Here is a 15,205-nt window from a genome sequence, read left to right on the forward strand (position 1 = left end):
TCGCCCGCCGTGTCGGGCGGGCCGGGCGCGGCGGGGTTGGTCGAGGTCAGCCCACCGAACGGGCGGGATCGGTCAATCGCGCCAGGGCCGAACGGACGACCGCGGGGTCGGTGGTACGCCACATCGGGGGCAGGGACGCGAGCAGATAGCCGCCGTACCCCGCCGTGGCCAGTCGGGAGTCGAGGACCGCGACGACCCCGCGGTCGTCGACCGAACGCAGCAGGCGGCCGGCGCCCTGGGCGAGCAACAGTGCGGCGTGGTTGGCCGCCACCGACAGGAATCCGTTGCCGCCGCGCGCGTCGACCGCACGTTGCCGGGCGGTCAGCAGCGGATCGTCGGGACGAGGGAAGGGGATGCGGTCGATGAGCACGAGGCTCAACGACGGGCCCGGCACGTCGACCCCCTGCCACAGGGACAAGGTGCCGAACAGGCAGGTCGCCGGGTCGTCGGCGAACCGCCGGACCAGGGTGGACGTCGTGTCGTCGCCCTGACACAGCACCGGGTGGTCGGTGCGGTCGCGGATCGCGTCGGCGGCTTCGCGCGCCGCGCGCATCGAGGAGAACAGACCGAGCGTGCGTCCGCCGGCGGAGTTCACGAGCTCGGCGATCTCGTCCATCGTCCGCGACGAGATGCCCGAGCGGTCGGGTCGGGGGAGGTGACGTGCGACGTAGAGGATCGCCGACCGCGGATAGTCGAAGGGCGAGCCGGCATCGAGGCCGGTCCAGCGTGCCGAACCCGAATCGGACGGGACCGCCTTCCCGCTGGCGGTGACGTCGGCTGTGCTCGACCCCGCTGCGGGGCTCGTCTCGTCTGTCACCGGACGGTCGGTCCCGCGCCCCGACGCCGGGAGTCCCCAGGTCGCGGCGAGGGCGTCGAAGGAGCCGCCGATCGTGAGGGTCGCCGAGGTCAGGATGACCGTGGCGTCGCCGAACAGGGAGGCCCGGAGCAGGCCGCCGACCGACAGGGGTGCGATGTGCAGGATGGGCCGGGGCTCGGCCCCGCGGCGTGAGGTGTCCAGTGACGCCCACACGACGTCGCGCCGCTTCGCCTCGTCGGGTTCGTCGAACGCACCGAGTACGCGGACGACGGTGTCGTGCATGTCCTCGAGTGAGGTCAGGGCCGCCGAGCGGGCGGCCGTCGCGCCGTCGTCGGCGCCGGCCATCCGTACCGGTCCGATCGCGGTGCGCGCCTGCCACAGCCGGTCCCGCAGCATCACGAGGACAGCGGTGGCGTCGGACGGCAGGCCGGTCCACTGGCGCATCGGCGCGTTGTCGAGCAATTCGCCCAGCTGTTCACCGGCGCCCAGGAGGGCGTCGGCGGTCTCCTCGTCGACGAGCTTCCCGCACCGGCGTGCGACGAGCGCCACCGAGGCCGCCGACAGTTCGTCGGTGGCCACCGACGTCATCCGGTCGACGAGCTCGTGGGCCTCGTCGATGACGACGACGTCGTGCTCGGGCAAGACGTTGGCCGGGCTCGTGGCGTTGATGGCCAGCAGCGCGTGGTTGGTCACCACCACGTCGACCTTCCCGGACCGACGGCGGGACTGCTCGGCGAAGCAGTCCTCGCCGTAGGAGCAGTTGGCCGCGCCCAGGCACTCGCGGGCGGTGACGCTGACCTGCCGCCACGACCGGTCGGAGACGCCGGGGACGAGGTCGTCCCGGTCGCCGGTCTCGGTCTCGCTGCTCCACTCCCGCAGACGCGTGACCTCCCGGCCGGTGCGCGACAGCTCGAACGGGTCGAACAGCTCGGTGTCCGGCTCGTCGGCGGTACCGGAGTGGATCTTGTTCAGGCACAGATAGTTTCCGCGCCCTTTGAGAATCGCGAAGGTGGGCTCGCGGCCGATCGGCTTCTTCAGCGCCTTGGCCAGGCGGGGGAGATCGCGCTCGATGAGCTGGCGCTGCAACGCGATCGTCGCGGTGGACACCACGACGGTGCGGCCGCTCTCGACGGCGTGCCGGATGGCCGGCACGAGGTAGGCCAGCGACTTGCCGGTGCCGGTGCCGGCCTGGACCGCGAGATGCTCGCCGGTGTCGATGGCATGCGCCACCGCGGAGGCCATCGCGACCTGACCGTCGCGGCGGCGACCGCCGAGTGCGGTGACCGCCGCGTCGAGAAGGTCGGTCACCGGGGGTGTGTTGGGCATGAGGTGTGTTCCGGTTGTCCTTGCTGGGTTCGCCGTGCGCGGGAACGGTGTTCTTTCAGACGTATCGCGGGCCCGGTCGGTTCCCGCTGTCGAGATCGGGATCGTGGTCGGGACCACGGCGCTGCTACCCGGTCCGACTCGACCCGTCGTAGAGCAGGTCGCCCACGAGTTCGACACCCGCCTGCCGCAGCGCCGAGAGAGCCTTCGACGTCGTCTCGGGCGCGACACCGGCGGTGAAGTTGAGGAGGACCCGGGTGGTGAAGCCGGCCTCCACGGCGTCGAGCGCGGTCGCGCGCACGCAGTGGTCGGTGGCGATGCCGACGATGTCGACCGACTTCACCTTCCGTTCCCGCAACCACACGGCGAGGGTGGAGCCGTCGGCGGCCGCGCCCTCGAAGCCGGAGTATGCGGCGCTGTACTCGCCCTTGGAGAAGACCTCGTGCGCCGCCGCGGCGTCGAATTCGCGGTGGAACGCGACACCGTCGGTGCCGACGCGGCAGTGCGGTGGCCAGGTGTCGACGTAATCGGGGTCGTCGGAGAAGTGCGCACCGGGGTCGATGTGATAGTCGCGGGTCGCGACGACGGTCTGGTATTCGTCGAGGATCGACGTGACCGCCCGTGCGACCGCGGCGCCACCGTTCACCCCGAGGGCGCCGCCCTCGCAGAAGTCGTTCTGTACGTCGACGACGATCAGCGCGTCGGCGGGACGGGTGCCGTCGCTGCGTTCGGCGCTCATCCAATTCTCCTGTCGTCGGGGGACATCGGTTCCGGGCGTCGGGGTGCGGTCAGCCGAGCTCGTAGCGGGTCGGCACCGCGGGATCTCCATGGGACAGGCCGAGACCCTCCCAGGGCAAGCTGACCAGGCCGGCCGCGAGGTGCGCGCGGGCATCGGTGAGAGTGGGCAGCGACGCCACGGGCGTCCCACCGCGGACGAGCGGGATCTGCAGGTCCCGGATGCCGAGCCCGTCCGGCGCGGGGCGGGTGCCGTCGGCGCGATACACGATCTCCTCCACGATCGTGCCGCTCGACCGGGCCGCCCGCACGGCCGACTTGGCGCCGCCGCGCGACTCCTTGTGACTCGCCCGTTTGGCCACCGGCAGGCCGTCGACCTCGACGAGTTTGTACACCATCCCCGCCGTCGGCGCCCCGCTCCCGGTGACCAGGGACGTCCCGACCCCGTAGGTGTCGACCGGCTCGGCGCGCAGCGAGGCGATCGCGTACTCGTCGAGATCACCGGACACGACGATCTTCGTCTCCGTCGCGCCCAGGTCGTCGAGTTGCGCGCGGACCTGGCGCGCCAGCACCCCGAGGTCGCCGGAGTCGATGCGCACGGCACCGAGTCCGGGGCCGGCCACCTCGATGGCGTTGCGCACGCCCTGGGTGATGTCGTAGGTGTCGACCAGCAGCGTGGTACCGATCCCGAGGGCCTCGATCTGCGCGGCGAACGCGGCCTTCTCGTCGGGCCCGTCCGGGCCGGTGAAACCGAGGGTGAAGGCGTGGGCGGCGGTGCCCGCGCTGGGTACGCCGAAGCTCCGGGCCGCCTCGAGGTTCGAGGTGGCGGCGACACCGGCGATGTAGGCGGCGCGCGCACTGGCGACCGCGGCGCGCTCATGGGTGCGCCGCGAGCCCATCTCGATGATCGGGCGCGACCCCGCCGCGCTGACCATGCGTGCCGCGGCCGACGCGATCGCGCTGTCGTGGTTGAGGATCGAGAGGATCAGGGTCTCGAGGAGGACCCCCTCCGCGAAGGGCGCGCGGACGGTGAGGATCGGCGAACCGGGGAAGTAGAGTTCGCCCTCCCGGTAGCCGTCGATGTCACCGGAGAACCGATAGTCCCGCAGCCAGGCCACCGTGTCCGCGTCGAGGAATCGCTCGACCACGGCGATCTCCTCGTCGCCGAACCGGAACGCCGCGAGCTCGTCGAGAACGCGGCCGGTTCCGGCCACCACGCCATAGCGCCGGCCGTCGGGGAGGCGGCGCGCGAAGACCTCGAATGCGCACTGGCGGTGCGCAACCGGGTGGCGAAGTGCCGCTGCGACCATCGTCAGTTCGTACTGATCGGTCAGCAGCGCGGTGTTGTCGTTGCTCACAATCGCCTACCCTGTCCTCATGGCGCCTGACGAAACTCGTGCGCACGAGGCTACCCCCGGCGGTACGGCGGTTGCCGAACCAGAGGTCGCCGACGGCGCGGCGGGACTCGACAAGCCCTGGATGACGATCGTGTGGGACGACCCGGTCAATCTGATGCGGTACGTCACCTTCGTCTTCCAGAAGATCTTCGGCTACTCCGAGTCCCGCGCCAACGAACTGATGATGCAGGTCCACACCGAGGGCAGGGCAGTGGTCTCCTCCGGGGACCGAGAAAAGGTCGAGGCCGACGTCGCGAAGCTGCACGCCGCGGGCCTGTGGGCGACGATGCAGCGGGATTCGTGACCCGGACCGGCCGTGGACGACTCCGAACCGGTCGGGCGGCCTTCGCGGCGCGGCAGGCACACTGGGACGCGTGCGCACCTGGAAACGCAAGGGGCGCGGCGAGACGATGCGCATCGCATCGCAACTCGACGCGCACGAAGCAGAGCTGCTCGCGTCGATGGTCACGTCGATGTGCGAATTGCTCACCGAACGAGCCGATTCCGCGCCCCGCGACGACCTCGCGAGGCTGACCGGTATCGACGTCGGGCACTCGCAGGCACCCGACGATGTGACCCTGGGCCGTCTCCTCCCGGATTTCCACCGGCCCGACCAGGACGACGAACTCTCCGCCGAGGTCGTCAACGGCGAACTGAACTCGGCGCTGCGGAGCGTTCACGAACCACAGATCATCGACGCCAAGCTGGGCGCCGCCCGGGTGTTGCTCGACACCCTGCCGGCCGGGGGCGGGGACTTCGCCCTGACTCCCGACGAGGCCGCGGCGTGGCTCACCTCGCTCAACGACGTGCGACTGGCACTCGGCGCGATGCTCGGGATCTCCGAGGACACGCCCGAGCAGTTGCCGCCCGACCACCCGCATGCGGCGCATCTCGACGTCTACCACTGGCTCACGGTGATGCAGGACCTCCTCGTCGAAGCCCTGATGTGATCTAGGGTTCCGTTCGGGAACTTCGTCCGCTTCGACGTCAGGGGTCTCGTGAGCACACTCGGCCGACCGGCCCCGGCCGGCAATCGCATCACCGACATCGCCGGCCTCGCCGTCGGGCACGCGCACCGCGTCGACCCCGACGCCCGGGTCGCCGGTGCACCGGAGGCCCCCGACGGTCACGGGTGGGCCACCGGGACCACCGTCGTACGGGTGTCGGCGCCGGGCGCCATCGCCGCCGTCGACGTCCGCGGTGGCGGTCCGGGCACCCGCGAAACCGATCTCCTCGACCCGTCGAACACGGTCCAGACCGCGCACGCCATCGTGCTCAGCGGAGGTAGTGCCTACGGACTGGCCACCGCCGACGGGGTCATGCGCGCGCTGGAGGCCGACGGGATCGGACTCCCGCTCGACGACCGCGGGCACGTGGTGCCGATCGTCCCCGCCGCGGTGATCTTCGACCTCCCCGTCGGTGCCTGGGACCACCGACCCGACGCGGACTTCGGAGTGGACGCGGTCCGCGCGGCGGACACGGAATTCGCCGTCGGGTGTGTGGGTGCGGGTGTCGGCGCCCGGGCCGGCGCGCTCAAGGGCGGGGTCGCAACGGCGTCGATGACGTTCGACGCCGGTCCCGCGGCCGGCATCACCGTCGGCGCACTGATGGTCGCCAACCCGGTCGGGGCGGTCATCGACCCGCAGACCGGGCTGCCGTGGGACCTCGGCGAGACCGAACTGGGCCGCCTCGGGTTGCGCCGGCCATCGGCCGCCGACATCGACTCGCTCGCCGACCTCGCGGCGAAGCACACCGTGCTCAACACGACGATCGGTGTCGTGGCCACCGATGCCGTGCTCGACGCGCCGATGACCAAGCGGCTGGCGATGGCCGGACACGACGGTCTCGGGCGGGCGATCAGGCCCGCGCACTCCCCGCTCGACGGTGACACGATCTTCGGCATCGCCACGGGCGCGGTCCGGCCGGCGACACCGATGCCGGCGCCGGCGGGTATGCATGCCGACGTCGCGGTAGTCGCCGAGGTGTGCCGGGCCGCGGCCGACGTCGTCCAGCGGGCGATCGTGAACGCGGTCCTCGCGGCGGAACCGGTCGCATCGATCCCCACCTACGCACAGACGGCGCCGTCGGCATTCCGCTGACCGGGGGTCGTCGGGACGGCGAACGGAATAGGTGCCGCGGCGACGATGTTGCGCCTCGGGGAACCCGGGGTTCCCGGGTGCGGACACGTGTGGACAGGAGAATGCGACACCGATGCTGAAGATCGGGCAGGAGCTGGTCGACGCCATGGTCGCGCACGCGCGCGCCGACCACCCCGACGAGGCCTGCGGGGTGATCGCCGGGCCGGAGGGTTCCGACGATCCGAAGCGTTTCATCGCGATGATCAACGCCGAGCGGTCGCCGACCTTCTACCGTTTCGACTCGGCCGAGCAGCTCGCGGTGTGGCGGGAGATGGACCGCCGTGACGAGGAACCCGTCGTGATCTACCACTCGCACACCGCCACCGAGGCGTACCCGAGCCGCACCGACATCTCCTACGCCGGCGAGCCCGGCGTCCATTACGTGCTGGTGTCCACGCGCGACCCCGAGACCGCCGAGATCCGTAGCTATCGCATCGTCGACGGTGCGGTCACCGAAGAAGAGATCGAGATCAGGAGCTGAGAATGTCTGTCACCGTATCCATCCCGACGATCCTGCGTACCCACACCGGCGGGGAGAAGCGCGTCGAGGGGTCGGGTTCGACGCTGGCCGCCCTGATCGACGACCTCGAGACGGGCAACGCCGGGCTGAAGGAACGACTCGTCGCGCCCGACGAGAACGGCACCGCCAAACTGCACCGGTTCGTCAACATCTACGTCAACGACGAGGACGTGCGTTTCTCCGGCGGCCTCGACACCCCGATCGACGACGGTGACGAGGTGACCATCCTGCCCGCGGTCGCCGGCGGCTGAGCGTGGCCCGCTACGACTCCCTGATCGACTCGGTCGGCAACACCCCGCTCATCGGTCTGCAACGGCTCTCGCCGCGCTGGGACGACTCCGACGAGGGCCCGCACGTCCGCCTGTGGGCCAAGCTCGAGGACCGGAACCCGACCGGATCCATCAAGGACCGCCCCGCGCTGCGGATGATCGAACAGGCCGAACGCGACGGGTTGCTGCGGCCGGGCTCGACGATCCTCGAACCCACAAGCGGCAACACCGGCATCTCGCTCGCGATGGCGGCGAAACTCAAGGGCTACCAACTGATCTGCGTGATGCCCGAGAACACCTCGGAGGAACGCCGTTCGCTGTTGCGGATGTTCGGCGCGCAGGTCATCTCCTCACCCGCGGCGGGCGGCTCCAACACCGCGGTCGCGGTGGCCAAGGGCCTCGCCGCGGACAATTCCGACTGGGTGATGCTCTACCAGTACGGCAACGCGGCGAACGTCGCGGCGCATTACGAGGGCACCGGCCCCGAGTTGTACGCCGACCTGCCCGAGATCACCCACTTCGTCGCCGGGCTCGGCACGACCGGAACGCTGATGGGCGTCGGGCGGTTCCTGCGCGAACGCAACCCCGATATCGAGATCGTCGCCGCCGAACCCCGGTACGGCGACGAGGTCTACGGCCTGCGCAACATCGACGAGGGTTTCATCCCCGAGCTCTACGACGACTCGGTGCTGACCCGCCGCTTCTCGGTGACCGGCGTCGACGCGGTCGCGCGGGTGCGGGAACTGATCGACCTCGAGGGCATCTTCGCGGGGATCTCCACCGGTGCGATCCTGCAGGCCGCGCGTGGTATCGGCCGACGGGCACTGAAGGCCGGGACCCGCGCCGACATCGGCTTCGTCGTGCCCGACGCGGGATGGAAGTATCTGTCGACCGGGGCGTACGAAGGTAGTCTCGACGACGCGGAGCAGGCACTCGAAGGCCAGCTCTGGGCCTGACCCCGCTACCGAGGACTTTCCAGCCATGAGCTCGTACACCCCGCCGGTCGGGCAGCAGCCCGCGCGACGCGCGCGTCCGCTGTGGCTGCGTTCGGCGATCATCACCGCGTGCATCGTCGCGGTGCTGTTCGTCATCGAGGCCATCGACGTGGCGACCCACTACGACCTCGACCAGAACGGCATCGAACCACGACAGGTCGACGGACTGGACGGCATCCTGTGGGCGCCGATGCTGCACGGCGACTGGCAACACCTGTTCGCCAACCTGATGCCCGGCGCGGTGCTGTGCTTTCTCGTGTTGATGACGCGGCGGTTCCTCATCGTCACCGGCATCATCTGGGTGGTGTCGGGGGTCGGTGTGTGGCTGTTCGCAGCGCCGTACTCGATCACCGTCGGGGCGTCGGGCATCGTGTTCGGCTGGCTCACCTTCCTCATCGTCCGCGGCCTGTTCAACCGCGATCTGTGGCAGATCCTCGGCGGCCTTGTGCTGTTCCTCGTGTACGGATCGATCCTGTGGGGCGTCCTGCCCTCGGATCCCCTGGTCTCCTGGCAGGCCCACCTGTTCGGCGCGATCGCCGGCGTGTTCGCGGCGTGGGCACTCGCGGCCCGGGATCGACGGAAGCCGGCGGTCACCGCACCGGGGGTTGCGCCATAATCGCGGCGGGCGGCCAGGACGCACCCATCGGGATCTTCGACTCGGGTGTCGGGGGACTGACGGTGGCGCGCGCGATCATCGATCTGTTGCCGGACGAGGACATCGTCTACATCGGAGACACGGCCAACGGGCCGTACGGTCCGCTGACGATCCCCGAGATCCGACGCCACGCCCTCGCGATCGGCGACGACCTCGCCGAGCGAGGGGTCAAGGCCATCGTCATCGCCTGCAACACCGCCTCGGCCGCCTGCCTCCGCGACGCGCGCGAGCGATACGCCCCCATCCCGGTCATCGAAGTCGTGCTGCCGGCGGTGCGCCGCGCGGTGGTCGCCACCAAGACGGGCCGAATCGGCGTGCTGGGCACCGAGGCGACGATTTTCTCACGGGCATATCAGGATTCGTTCGCGGCGGCACGCGATGCGGTGATCACCGCGGTGCCCTGTCCGCGGTTCGTCGACTTCGTCGAACGCGGGATCACCAGCGGCCGACAGATCCTCGGGCTCGCGCAGGGCTACCTCGAACCACTGCAGCAGGCCGGCGTGGACACCGTGGTCCTCGGCTGCACCCACTACCCGCTGCTGTCCGGGGTCATCCAGCTGGCGATGGGCGACGAGGTCACCCTGGTGTCGAGCGCGGAGGAGACGGCGAAAGACCTCTTCCGGGTCCTCACCGAGGCCGACCTGCTGCACCCGCACACCGGCCGCGACGCCACCCGCGTCTTCCAGGCGACCGGTGACCCGGAGCTCTTCGCGAAACTGTCGAACCGATTCCTGGGGCCGGTGATCGGAGCCGTGCAGCACGTGTGAGGGGTCAACCGCGCATCGCCGCGCACTTGTGACCCGTATGCCGCCGCCCGCGCGCGGAATCGTGGCACAGTGGGGCCTATGCGTCTCACGGTCCTCGGGTGCTCGGGCAGTGTGGGCGGACCGGGAGCCGCGTGCTCCGGCTACCTGCTCTCCGTACCCGGTGAACAACCGGTCCTCGTGGACTGCGGCCCGGGTGTCTTCGGCGAACTGCAGCGCGTCACCGACCCCAACAATGTCGCCGTCGTCCTCAGTCATCTCCACGCCGATCACTGCCTCGATCTGCCCGCGATGCTCGTCTGGCGTCGGTACGCACCACAGCCGGCACGGCGGCGGGCGCCGCTCTACGGCCCACCCGGCACCGCCCTCAGGATCGGCTACGGGTCGTCGGAATTCCCCGGACAGCTCGACGACATCACCGACACCTTCGACGTCCACGAGTGGAGCGACGACCAGGAGATCACCCTGGGCGGGATGCGCATCCGGGCGATGAACGTCAATCATCCGCCCGACACCTTCGGTCTGCGGATCACCGGTCCAGACGGACAGGTCATCGCCTACAGCGGAGACACCGCGCCGTGCGACGAACTCATCGACCTCGCGGCCGACGCCGACCTGTTCCTGTGCGAGGCGTCGTGGACCCATGCGCCCTCGGAGCGCCCACCGGATCTGCACATGTCGGGCATCGAGGCGGGGGAGGCCGCGACCAAGGCGAACGTCCGAACACTCGCGATCACCCACGTCGCCCCGTGGTCCGATTCGGCGGAGATCCTCGCCGAGGCCCGCAGCACGTTCTCCGGTCCGACGGAGCTCGTCAGCCAGGGACAGGTCTTCGACCTCACCTAGCTATCGTGTCCGCGCCGGTCGTTACAGTGAGACCCGTGACCACACGAGCTGACGGCAGAGCCGACGACGAACTCCGTCCCATCACGTTCACCCGCGGTTTCACCAGCCATCCGGCGGGTTCGGTCCTGGTGGAATTCGGCAAGACGCGGGTGATGTGCACCGCGAGTGTCACCGAGGGTGTCCCGCCGTGGCGTCGTGGTTCAGGCTTGGGCTGGCTGACCGCGGAGTACGCGATGTTGCCCGCCGCCACCCACGACCGGTCGTCACGTGAATCGGTCAAGGGCCGGGTGGGTGGTCGCACCCACGAGATCAGTCGACTCATCGGCCGGTCGCTGCGTGCGTGCGTCGATCTCGGTGCCCTGGGCGAGAACACCATCGCCCTGGACTGCGACGTCCTGCAGGCCGACGGCGGTACCCGCACCGCAGCCATCACCGGTGCCTATGTCGCGCTGGCGGACGCGATCACCTACCTGCGTGCCGCGGGCAAACTGTCCGACCCGCAACCGCTTTCGTGCGCGATCGCCGCGGTCAGCGTGGGGGTCGTCGACGGCCGCGTCCGACTCGACCTTCCCTACGAAGAGGATTCGCGCGCCGAGGTGGACATGAACGTCGTGGCGACCGACGCCGGCACGCTCGTCGAGGTGCAGGGCACCGGCGAGGGTGCGACGTTCCCGCGCTCGACGCTCGATGCGCTGCTCGACGTGGCCGCGATCGGAACCGAGAAGCTGTTCGAGGCGCAGCGAGCCGTACTCGCCGAGCCGTACCCCGGCGAACTTCCCGGACGGGCCTGATGTCCTCGGTGCTTCTCGCGAGCCGCAACGGCAAGAAGCTCGCCGAGCTCCAGCGCGTCTTCGACGCCGCGGGCATCACCGGGGTCGAGATCGTCGGCCTCGACGCGGTGCCGGACTACCCGGAGGAGCCCGAGACCGGTGCCACCTTCGAGGACAATGCGCTGATCAAGGCCCGCGCGGGTGCGAAGGCCATCGGAATCCCATGTCTCGCGGATGATTCCGGTATCGCGGTGGATGCCCTGAACGGCATGCCGGGCGTGTTGTCGGCGCGTTGGTCGGGCCGGCACGGGGACGACCCGGCCAACAACGCGCTGCTGCTCGCCCAGCTGTCGGACACCCCGGACGAACGACGCGGCGCCGCGTTCGTCTCGGCCTGCGCGCTCGTGCTGCCGGGCGGGACGGAGACGGTGGTGCGCGGCGAGTGGCGTGGGCGGGTCCTGCGGGAGGAGCGCGGGCCGCACGGTTTCGGGTACGACCCGTTGTTCGCCCCGGACGACGAGATCGCCGACGGCCGGTCCGCGGCGGAGCTGTCGCCGGCGGAGAAGGACGGGCTCAGTCACCGCGGAAAAGCGTTGGCGCAGTTGGTTCCGGCGCTGCGGGCGCTCGCGGGCTGACCCCCCTTGCGTCGGCGTCCGGACTCCGATCAGCTCGCGGCGCCGGTGTAGATGTAGACCCCCAGCGTGTGCGGTTCGCCGTCGAGCAGGATGTCCATATCGTCGGCGCCGGCACGTGACATGCCCTGCCGCTCGTAGAATCCGAAGGTGCACAGCGAGTCTGTGTACAGGTGGAAGTCGGAGCGGCCGCGGCTTCGGAGATGGTCGAGGAACGCGCCGTACAGCGCCGCTCCGACGCCGTGTCCGCGCGTCGTCGAGGCGACGGCGAACAGGGTCAGTTCGTCGTCGAGCGACGTGCCCGTCGCGGCGCCGAGCCGGTGGGCCACCGACTCGAAAGCGAACAGGGCCCGCAGCGACTTCCACTGGGGCAGTCCGAGAATCGCAGCTCTGGCGGTATGCGCCCAGAGCAGCGCGCGGTTCTTCGTCCGCTCGCCGAGATGTGGCTCGCCGTCGATCCGTCCCAGGATGATTCCCACCACGCGGCCGTCCTTCACCGCGACGCGACTCCAGGTACTCGCGACGAGTTGCTCGCGGAGGTAGACCTCGAGTGCCGCGTCCAGGACGTGTTGTCCGTGGACGTAGCGGTGGATGTAGAACGCCTCGTCGATGATCTTCTTGACGTCTTCGGCGTCGGTGGAACGGTAGGGGCGGTAGGTGATGTCGGTCATGATCCCTTCTTTGCGTGTGTGTGGGTGAGAGCGATGAGGTCTGCTTCGAGGGCGGCCCGTTCGGTGTCGTCGAGGACGGCTCCCCACAGGGGAGCGGTGTTCGAGCCGTCGGCGGCCGCGATGATCAGCCGCGTGACCGCCGGGTCGAGACCGTCGTCGGACAGCGCGGCACGCCAGTGATCGGCGTCCTGCTGGGCGAGCGCGGCCGGGCCCGGTTCGTACATCAGGCTGGCGGCCAGCGCGATCTGGTCGCGCAGGCCGGCGGAGTCTCGCGCGTCGGCGAAACTCACCCGGATGTAGGCCCTGGTCAGCCGTCCCGGCGCGTCGTCCTCCTCGTCGGCGGTCCGTTCGACGTTCGACCGGAACTGGGCCATCAGGTCCGCCGCGAGTTCTTCGAGCAGGCCGTCCTTGGCGGGGAAGTGGTAGAGCAGTCCGCCCTTCGACACCCCGGCCGCGGCGGCGATCTCGGAGACGGACACGGCGGCACCGTGTCGCGCAATCAGCCGGGCCGCGGCGTCGAGGATCAACCGTCGGGTGTCGGCAGCACTCCGCCCGGACGTGCGTGCCATCGGACCCTCCGTGCTCGATGTCCCGGGGACTTCCCGGATCACATATAACTATACCGTCCAGACGGTACAGTTTCAATTGTGCGCTCGATCCCGTCGACCGGGCGTCGAAATGCATCGCCTGTGCACGGGGCGAAGCAGAGGGGCGCTCAGCAGCCCGCGTGGACTCCCAACATCCGCGCGACCGAGTCGGGCCAGGGGTACTGGGTCGCTCGATGACGCGCCGCCCGTTCGCGGTCGACGCGGGGGAGGCTGAGGACCTGCCGGATCGCGCTCGCGAAGCCCGGGCCGGAGTCCTCGGCAGCCGCGCCACACGTGTCGTCGACCAGGGTCGCGACCGCCGACGACTGCGACCCGATGACCGGTGTGCCGGCGGCCAGTGATTCCAGCGCGGAGAGGCAGAAGGTCTCGTGCGGACCGGGGGAGAGGGAGATGTCGGCGCTGGCGAGGAGGGCGGCGACCTGACTCCGCTCGGAGAGATGGCCCAGGAAGGTCACGGGCAATCCGCGGGCCAGATGCTGCAGCGGGGCTCGCATCGGCCCGTCGCCCGCGATCACCAGGTGCGCCGGCGTTCCCGACCGATGGAGTCTGCCGAGCGCGGCGATGCTGCGGTCGGCGCGCTTCTCCACCGAGAGGCGTCCGCAGTGGGCGATGAGCGCACTGGTGCCGTCGGACCACCGTGCGCCCAGGTTCGGGTCGAGGTGTCGTGGGTCGAAGACATCGAGGTCGACGCCGAGCGGGGCGCGGACGACGTTGGTCGCCCTCACTCGATTGAACTCCGCGGCGGCGAAGTCGGTGGTGCACACGACGGTGTCGTAGTCACGGGCGGTGGCCGCGTTCGCGCGGTCGGCCAGTGCACGTGCGGAGCGGCCGGGCATGACCTGGCCGAGCAGCCGGTCGAGGCGTTCATGGGACACCATCGTCGAATGGATGTCTCGCCTGCGAGCCCACCGGCCGAAGCCGCGCAGGGTGAGGCGGTCGGACACCTCGAGGGCGTCGGGACGGAGATGGGCGAGGACGTCGGCGACGCGGCGGGCCGACGCCAGGCGGTAGCCGCCCGAGGCGGGAATCCGCGGTGCGGCCACGGTGATCCGCGTGACCCCAGAGTTCAGCGTCTCCTCGCCGGGATCGGCGCCGGGAACGATCAGGACGACGTCGTGACCGGCCCCGGCATACCCGGCGCCCCAGCGGTCCACCGCGGTGCGCAGACCGCCGGAGCGGCCGCCGTAGAAGTTCGCGAGCTGGACGATCCGCACGGGGTCCAGTCAGCCCGACCCGGGTGAACGGCCGACCAGCGCGAGAAGATCAGAGGTTGAACTGCGCCTTCACTTCCTTGGTGCGCTTGTGCTCGAACCAGAAGGACAGGAAGGGGATGGTGCCCGCGATCGCGGTGATGATGGTCTTGCCGACGCTCCAGCGGACCTTGATAGCGAGGTCGATGGCCATGATCAAGTAGACGAAGTACACCCAGCCGTGCACGAACGGTACGAAGTCCAGAGCGTGGTTGTCGTAGCCGTAGGTCAGGACGAGTTCGACGACGAGCAGCAGCAACCACACGCCGGTGATCCAGGCGAGGACGCGATACCGCAACAACGCGCCGCGGACCTTCTCCACCGGGGCGGCGAGGGCGGGGGCGGTGGGGTCGGTCTCGGTCACTGCGGGCCTTTCGATGAGGGGGTGGGTCGAGCGTCGGTGGTGTGAGCGTCCGCGTCGCGGAGCTCGGCGAGATAGCGGTTGTATTCGACCAGGGCGACATCGTTGGCGGGGTCCGGCGATGCCAACGACGACGCGCTGGGGGTGGTGGGTCGCTCGGGCAGGATGCCCTCCGGGATCTCGGCGACGGAGTTCTTCGCCGCGACCTTGCGGGCTTCCTCGGGATCGCTCTCCAGGATGACGAAGCGGCGATAGGCATAGATCACGGCCGCGGCGAACGCCGGCCACTGCAGGGCGTAGCCGAGATTGAGTCCGGAACCGGATGCGGACTCGTACCGTGACCACTGCCACCACGCGAGCACCAGGCACACCACCGCAGCGGATACGGCGAGCACCGTGAGCGCGGGCCGGTGGGTGCGGCGACGGGTGGGGGACATGGCTACGACGGTACCTG

19 protein-coding genes are annotated in these 15,205 nt (G+C 70.1%); 11 read left to right on the forward strand and 8 right to left on the reverse strand.

All coding sequences use genetic code 11. The features are described from left to right. Positions 1-46: 46 nt before the first annotated feature. From LEL84_RS00070 to LEL84_RS00080, 3 genes are all read right to left on the reverse strand, one after another. The gene (locus LEL84_RS00070; protein ID WP_137810880.1) at positions 47-2,143 is read right to left on the reverse strand and encodes an ATP-dependent DNA helicase; all 2,097 of its coding nucleotides are present in this window, start codon (positions 2,141-2,143) and stop codon (positions 47-49) included. A 124-nt stretch (positions 2,144-2,267) separates the two neighbouring features. Beyond that, a complete protein-coding gene (locus LEL84_RS00075) occupies positions 2,268-2,879 on the reverse strand; it encodes an isochorismatase family protein (protein ID WP_068971708.1) in 612 nt (203 codons plus the stop codon). 49 nt (positions 2,880-2,928) lie between these two features. After that, positions 2,929-4,233 carry a nicotinate phosphoribosyltransferase gene (locus LEL84_RS00080; protein ID WP_065629058.1) on the reverse strand — a complete coding sequence of 435 codons (1,305 nt, stop codon included), beginning with the start codon at positions 4,231-4,233 and terminating at the stop codon, positions 2,929-2,931. A 19-nt stretch (positions 4,234-4,252) separates the two neighbouring features. On the opposite strand from LEL84_RS00080, the gene clpS reads away from it, so the two are divergent. The 11 genes from clpS (at position 4,253) to rdgB (ending at position 11,864) form a co-directional block, all read left to right on the forward strand. Then, positions 4,253-4,576 (forward strand): ATP-dependent Clp protease adapter ClpS, encoded by a 324-nt coding sequence (gene clpS / locus LEL84_RS00085; protein ID WP_058249987.1) that lies wholly within the window; start codon positions 4,253-4,255, stop codon positions 4,574-4,576. A gap of 70 nt (positions 4,577-4,646) precedes the next feature. Continuing rightward, the gene (locus tag LEL84_RS00090) at positions 4,647-5,222 is read left to right on the forward strand and encodes a DUF2017 domain-containing protein (protein ID WP_137810879.1); all 576 of its coding nucleotides are present in this window, start codon (positions 4,647-4,649) and stop codon (positions 5,220-5,222) included. A gap of 48 nt (positions 5,223-5,270) precedes the next feature. After that, entirely contained in the window at positions 5,271-6,371 is a 1,101-nt protein-coding gene (locus LEL84_RS00095) for a P1 family peptidase (protein ID WP_137810878.1), read from the forward strand. 112 nt (positions 6,372-6,483) lie between these two features. Further along, positions 6,484-6,891 carry a Mov34/MPN/PAD-1 family protein gene (locus LEL84_RS00100; protein ID WP_137810877.1) on the forward strand — a complete coding sequence of 136 codons (408 nt, stop codon included), beginning with the start codon at positions 6,484-6,486 and terminating at the stop codon, positions 6,889-6,891. A 2-nt stretch (positions 6,892-6,893) separates the two neighbouring features. Then, positions 6,894-7,181: a MoaD/ThiS family protein gene (locus LEL84_RS00105; RefSeq protein WP_065629054.1), complete on the forward strand. Its 288-nt coding sequence runs from the start codon at positions 6,894-6,896 to the stop codon at positions 7,179-7,181. 2 nt (positions 7,182-7,183) lie between these two features. Beyond that, the gene (locus LEL84_RS00110; protein ID WP_137810876.1) at positions 7,184-8,155 is read left to right on the forward strand and encodes a PLP-dependent cysteine synthase family protein; all 972 of its coding nucleotides are present in this window, start codon (positions 7,184-7,186) and stop codon (positions 8,153-8,155) included. Between the two features lie 25 nt (positions 8,156-8,180). Then, positions 8,181-8,810 carry a rhomboid family intramembrane serine protease gene (locus LEL84_RS00115; protein WP_137810875.1) on the forward strand — a complete coding sequence of 210 codons (630 nt, stop codon included), beginning with the start codon at positions 8,181-8,183 and terminating at the stop codon, positions 8,808-8,810. Further along, a complete protein-coding gene (gene murI, locus LEL84_RS00120) occupies positions 8,810-9,616 on the forward strand; it encodes a glutamate racemase (RefSeq protein ID WP_226514206.1) in 807 nt (268 codons plus the stop codon). Before LEL84_RS00115 ends, murI begins: the two co-directional genes overlap by 1 nt. A 78-nt stretch (positions 9,617-9,694) precedes the next feature. Beyond that, on the forward strand, positions 9,695-10,459 hold the full coding sequence (locus tag LEL84_RS00125) for a cyclic nucleotide-degrading phosphodiesterase (protein WP_058249993.1): 765 nt from the start codon (positions 9,695-9,697) through the stop codon (positions 10,457-10,459). A gap of 35 nt (positions 10,460-10,494) precedes the next feature. Continuing rightward, complete coding sequence (gene rph, locus LEL84_RS00130; protein WP_058249994.1) at positions 10,495-11,250, forward strand: ribonuclease PH; 756 nt, start codon at positions 10,495-10,497, stop codon at positions 11,248-11,250. Further along, entirely contained in the window at positions 11,250-11,864 is a 615-nt protein-coding gene (gene rdgB / locus LEL84_RS00135; protein ID WP_226513020.1) for an RdgB/HAM1 family non-canonical purine NTP pyrophosphatase, read from the forward strand. Before rph ends, rdgB begins: the two co-directional genes overlap by 1 nt. Before the next feature lie 29 nt (positions 11,865-11,893). Here the strand turns inward: rdgB and LEL84_RS00140 are convergent, their stop codons facing one another. From LEL84_RS00140 to LEL84_RS00160, 5 genes are all read right to left on the reverse strand, one after another. After that, positions 11,894-12,532 carry a GNAT family N-acetyltransferase gene (locus tag LEL84_RS00140; RefSeq protein ID WP_058249996.1) on the reverse strand — a complete coding sequence of 213 codons (639 nt, stop codon included), beginning with the start codon at positions 12,530-12,532 and terminating at the stop codon, positions 11,894-11,896. Then, a complete protein-coding gene (locus LEL84_RS00145; RefSeq protein ID WP_137810873.1) occupies positions 12,529-13,101 on the reverse strand; it encodes a TetR/AcrR family transcriptional regulator in 573 nt (190 codons plus the stop codon). Before LEL84_RS00145 ends, LEL84_RS00140 begins: the two co-directional genes overlap by 4 nt. A 146-nt stretch (positions 13,102-13,247) precedes the next feature. After that, entirely contained in the window at positions 13,248-14,354 is a 1,107-nt protein-coding gene (locus tag LEL84_RS00150; protein WP_137810872.1) for a glycosyltransferase, read from the reverse strand. A gap of 49 nt (positions 14,355-14,403) precedes the next feature. Beyond that, on the reverse strand, positions 14,404-14,754 hold the full coding sequence (locus tag LEL84_RS00155) for a DUF3817 domain-containing protein (protein ID WP_058249999.1): 351 nt from the start codon (positions 14,752-14,754) through the stop codon (positions 14,404-14,406). Beyond that, on the reverse strand, positions 14,751-15,188 hold the full coding sequence (locus LEL84_RS00160; RefSeq protein WP_058250000.1) for a hypothetical protein: 438 nt from the start codon (positions 15,186-15,188) through the stop codon (positions 14,751-14,753). The genes LEL84_RS00155 and LEL84_RS00160 overlap by 4 nt, the downstream gene beginning before the upstream one ends. Positions 15,189-15,205: the final 17 nt, after the last annotated feature.

The organism is Gordonia sp. WA4-43, from assembly GCF_020520305.1.
GTDB classification, from domain to species: domain Bacteria; phylum Actinomycetota; class Actinomycetes; order Mycobacteriales; family Mycobacteriaceae; genus Gordonia; species Gordonia hongkongensis.

Coding starts and splice junctions, on each gene's coding strand:
- rdgB (WP_226513020.1), top strand. CDS start 11,250: ATGTCCTCGGTGCTTCTCGCGAGCCGCAACGGCAAGAAGCTCGCCGAG.
- LEL84_RS00125 (WP_058249993.1), top strand. CDS start 9,695: ATGCGTCTCACGGTCCTCGGGTGCTCGGGCAGTGTGGGCGGACCGGGA.
- LEL84_RS00160 (WP_058250000.1), bottom strand. CDS start 15,188: ATGTCCCCCACCCGTCGCCGCACCCACCGGCCCGCGCTCACGGTGCTC.
- clpS (WP_058249987.1), top strand. CDS start 4,253: ATGGCGCCTGACGAAACTCGTGCGCACGAGGCTACCCCCGGCGGTACG.
- LEL84_RS00115 (WP_137810875.1), top strand. CDS start 8,181: ATGAGCTCGTACACCCCGCCGGTCGGGCAGCAGCCCGCGCGACGCGCG.
- LEL84_RS00145 (WP_137810873.1), bottom strand. CDS start 13,101: ATGGCACGCACGTCCGGGCGGAGTGCTGCCGACACCCGACGGTTGATC.
- LEL84_RS00070 (WP_137810880.1), bottom strand. CDS start 2,143: ATGCCCAACACACCCCCGGTGACCGACCTTCTCGACGCGGCGGTCACC.
- LEL84_RS00100 (WP_137810877.1), top strand. CDS start 6,484: ATGCTGAAGATCGGGCAGGAGCTGGTCGACGCCATGGTCGCGCACGCG.
- LEL84_RS00140 (WP_058249996.1), bottom strand. CDS start 12,532: ATGACCGACATCACCTACCGCCCCTACCGTTCCACCGACGCCGAAGAC.
- LEL84_RS00105 (WP_065629054.1), top strand. CDS start 6,894: ATGTCTGTCACCGTATCCATCCCGACGATCCTGCGTACCCACACCGGC.
- LEL84_RS00075 (WP_068971708.1), bottom strand. CDS start 2,879: ATGAGCGCCGAACGCAGCGACGGCACCCGTCCCGCCGACGCGCTGATC.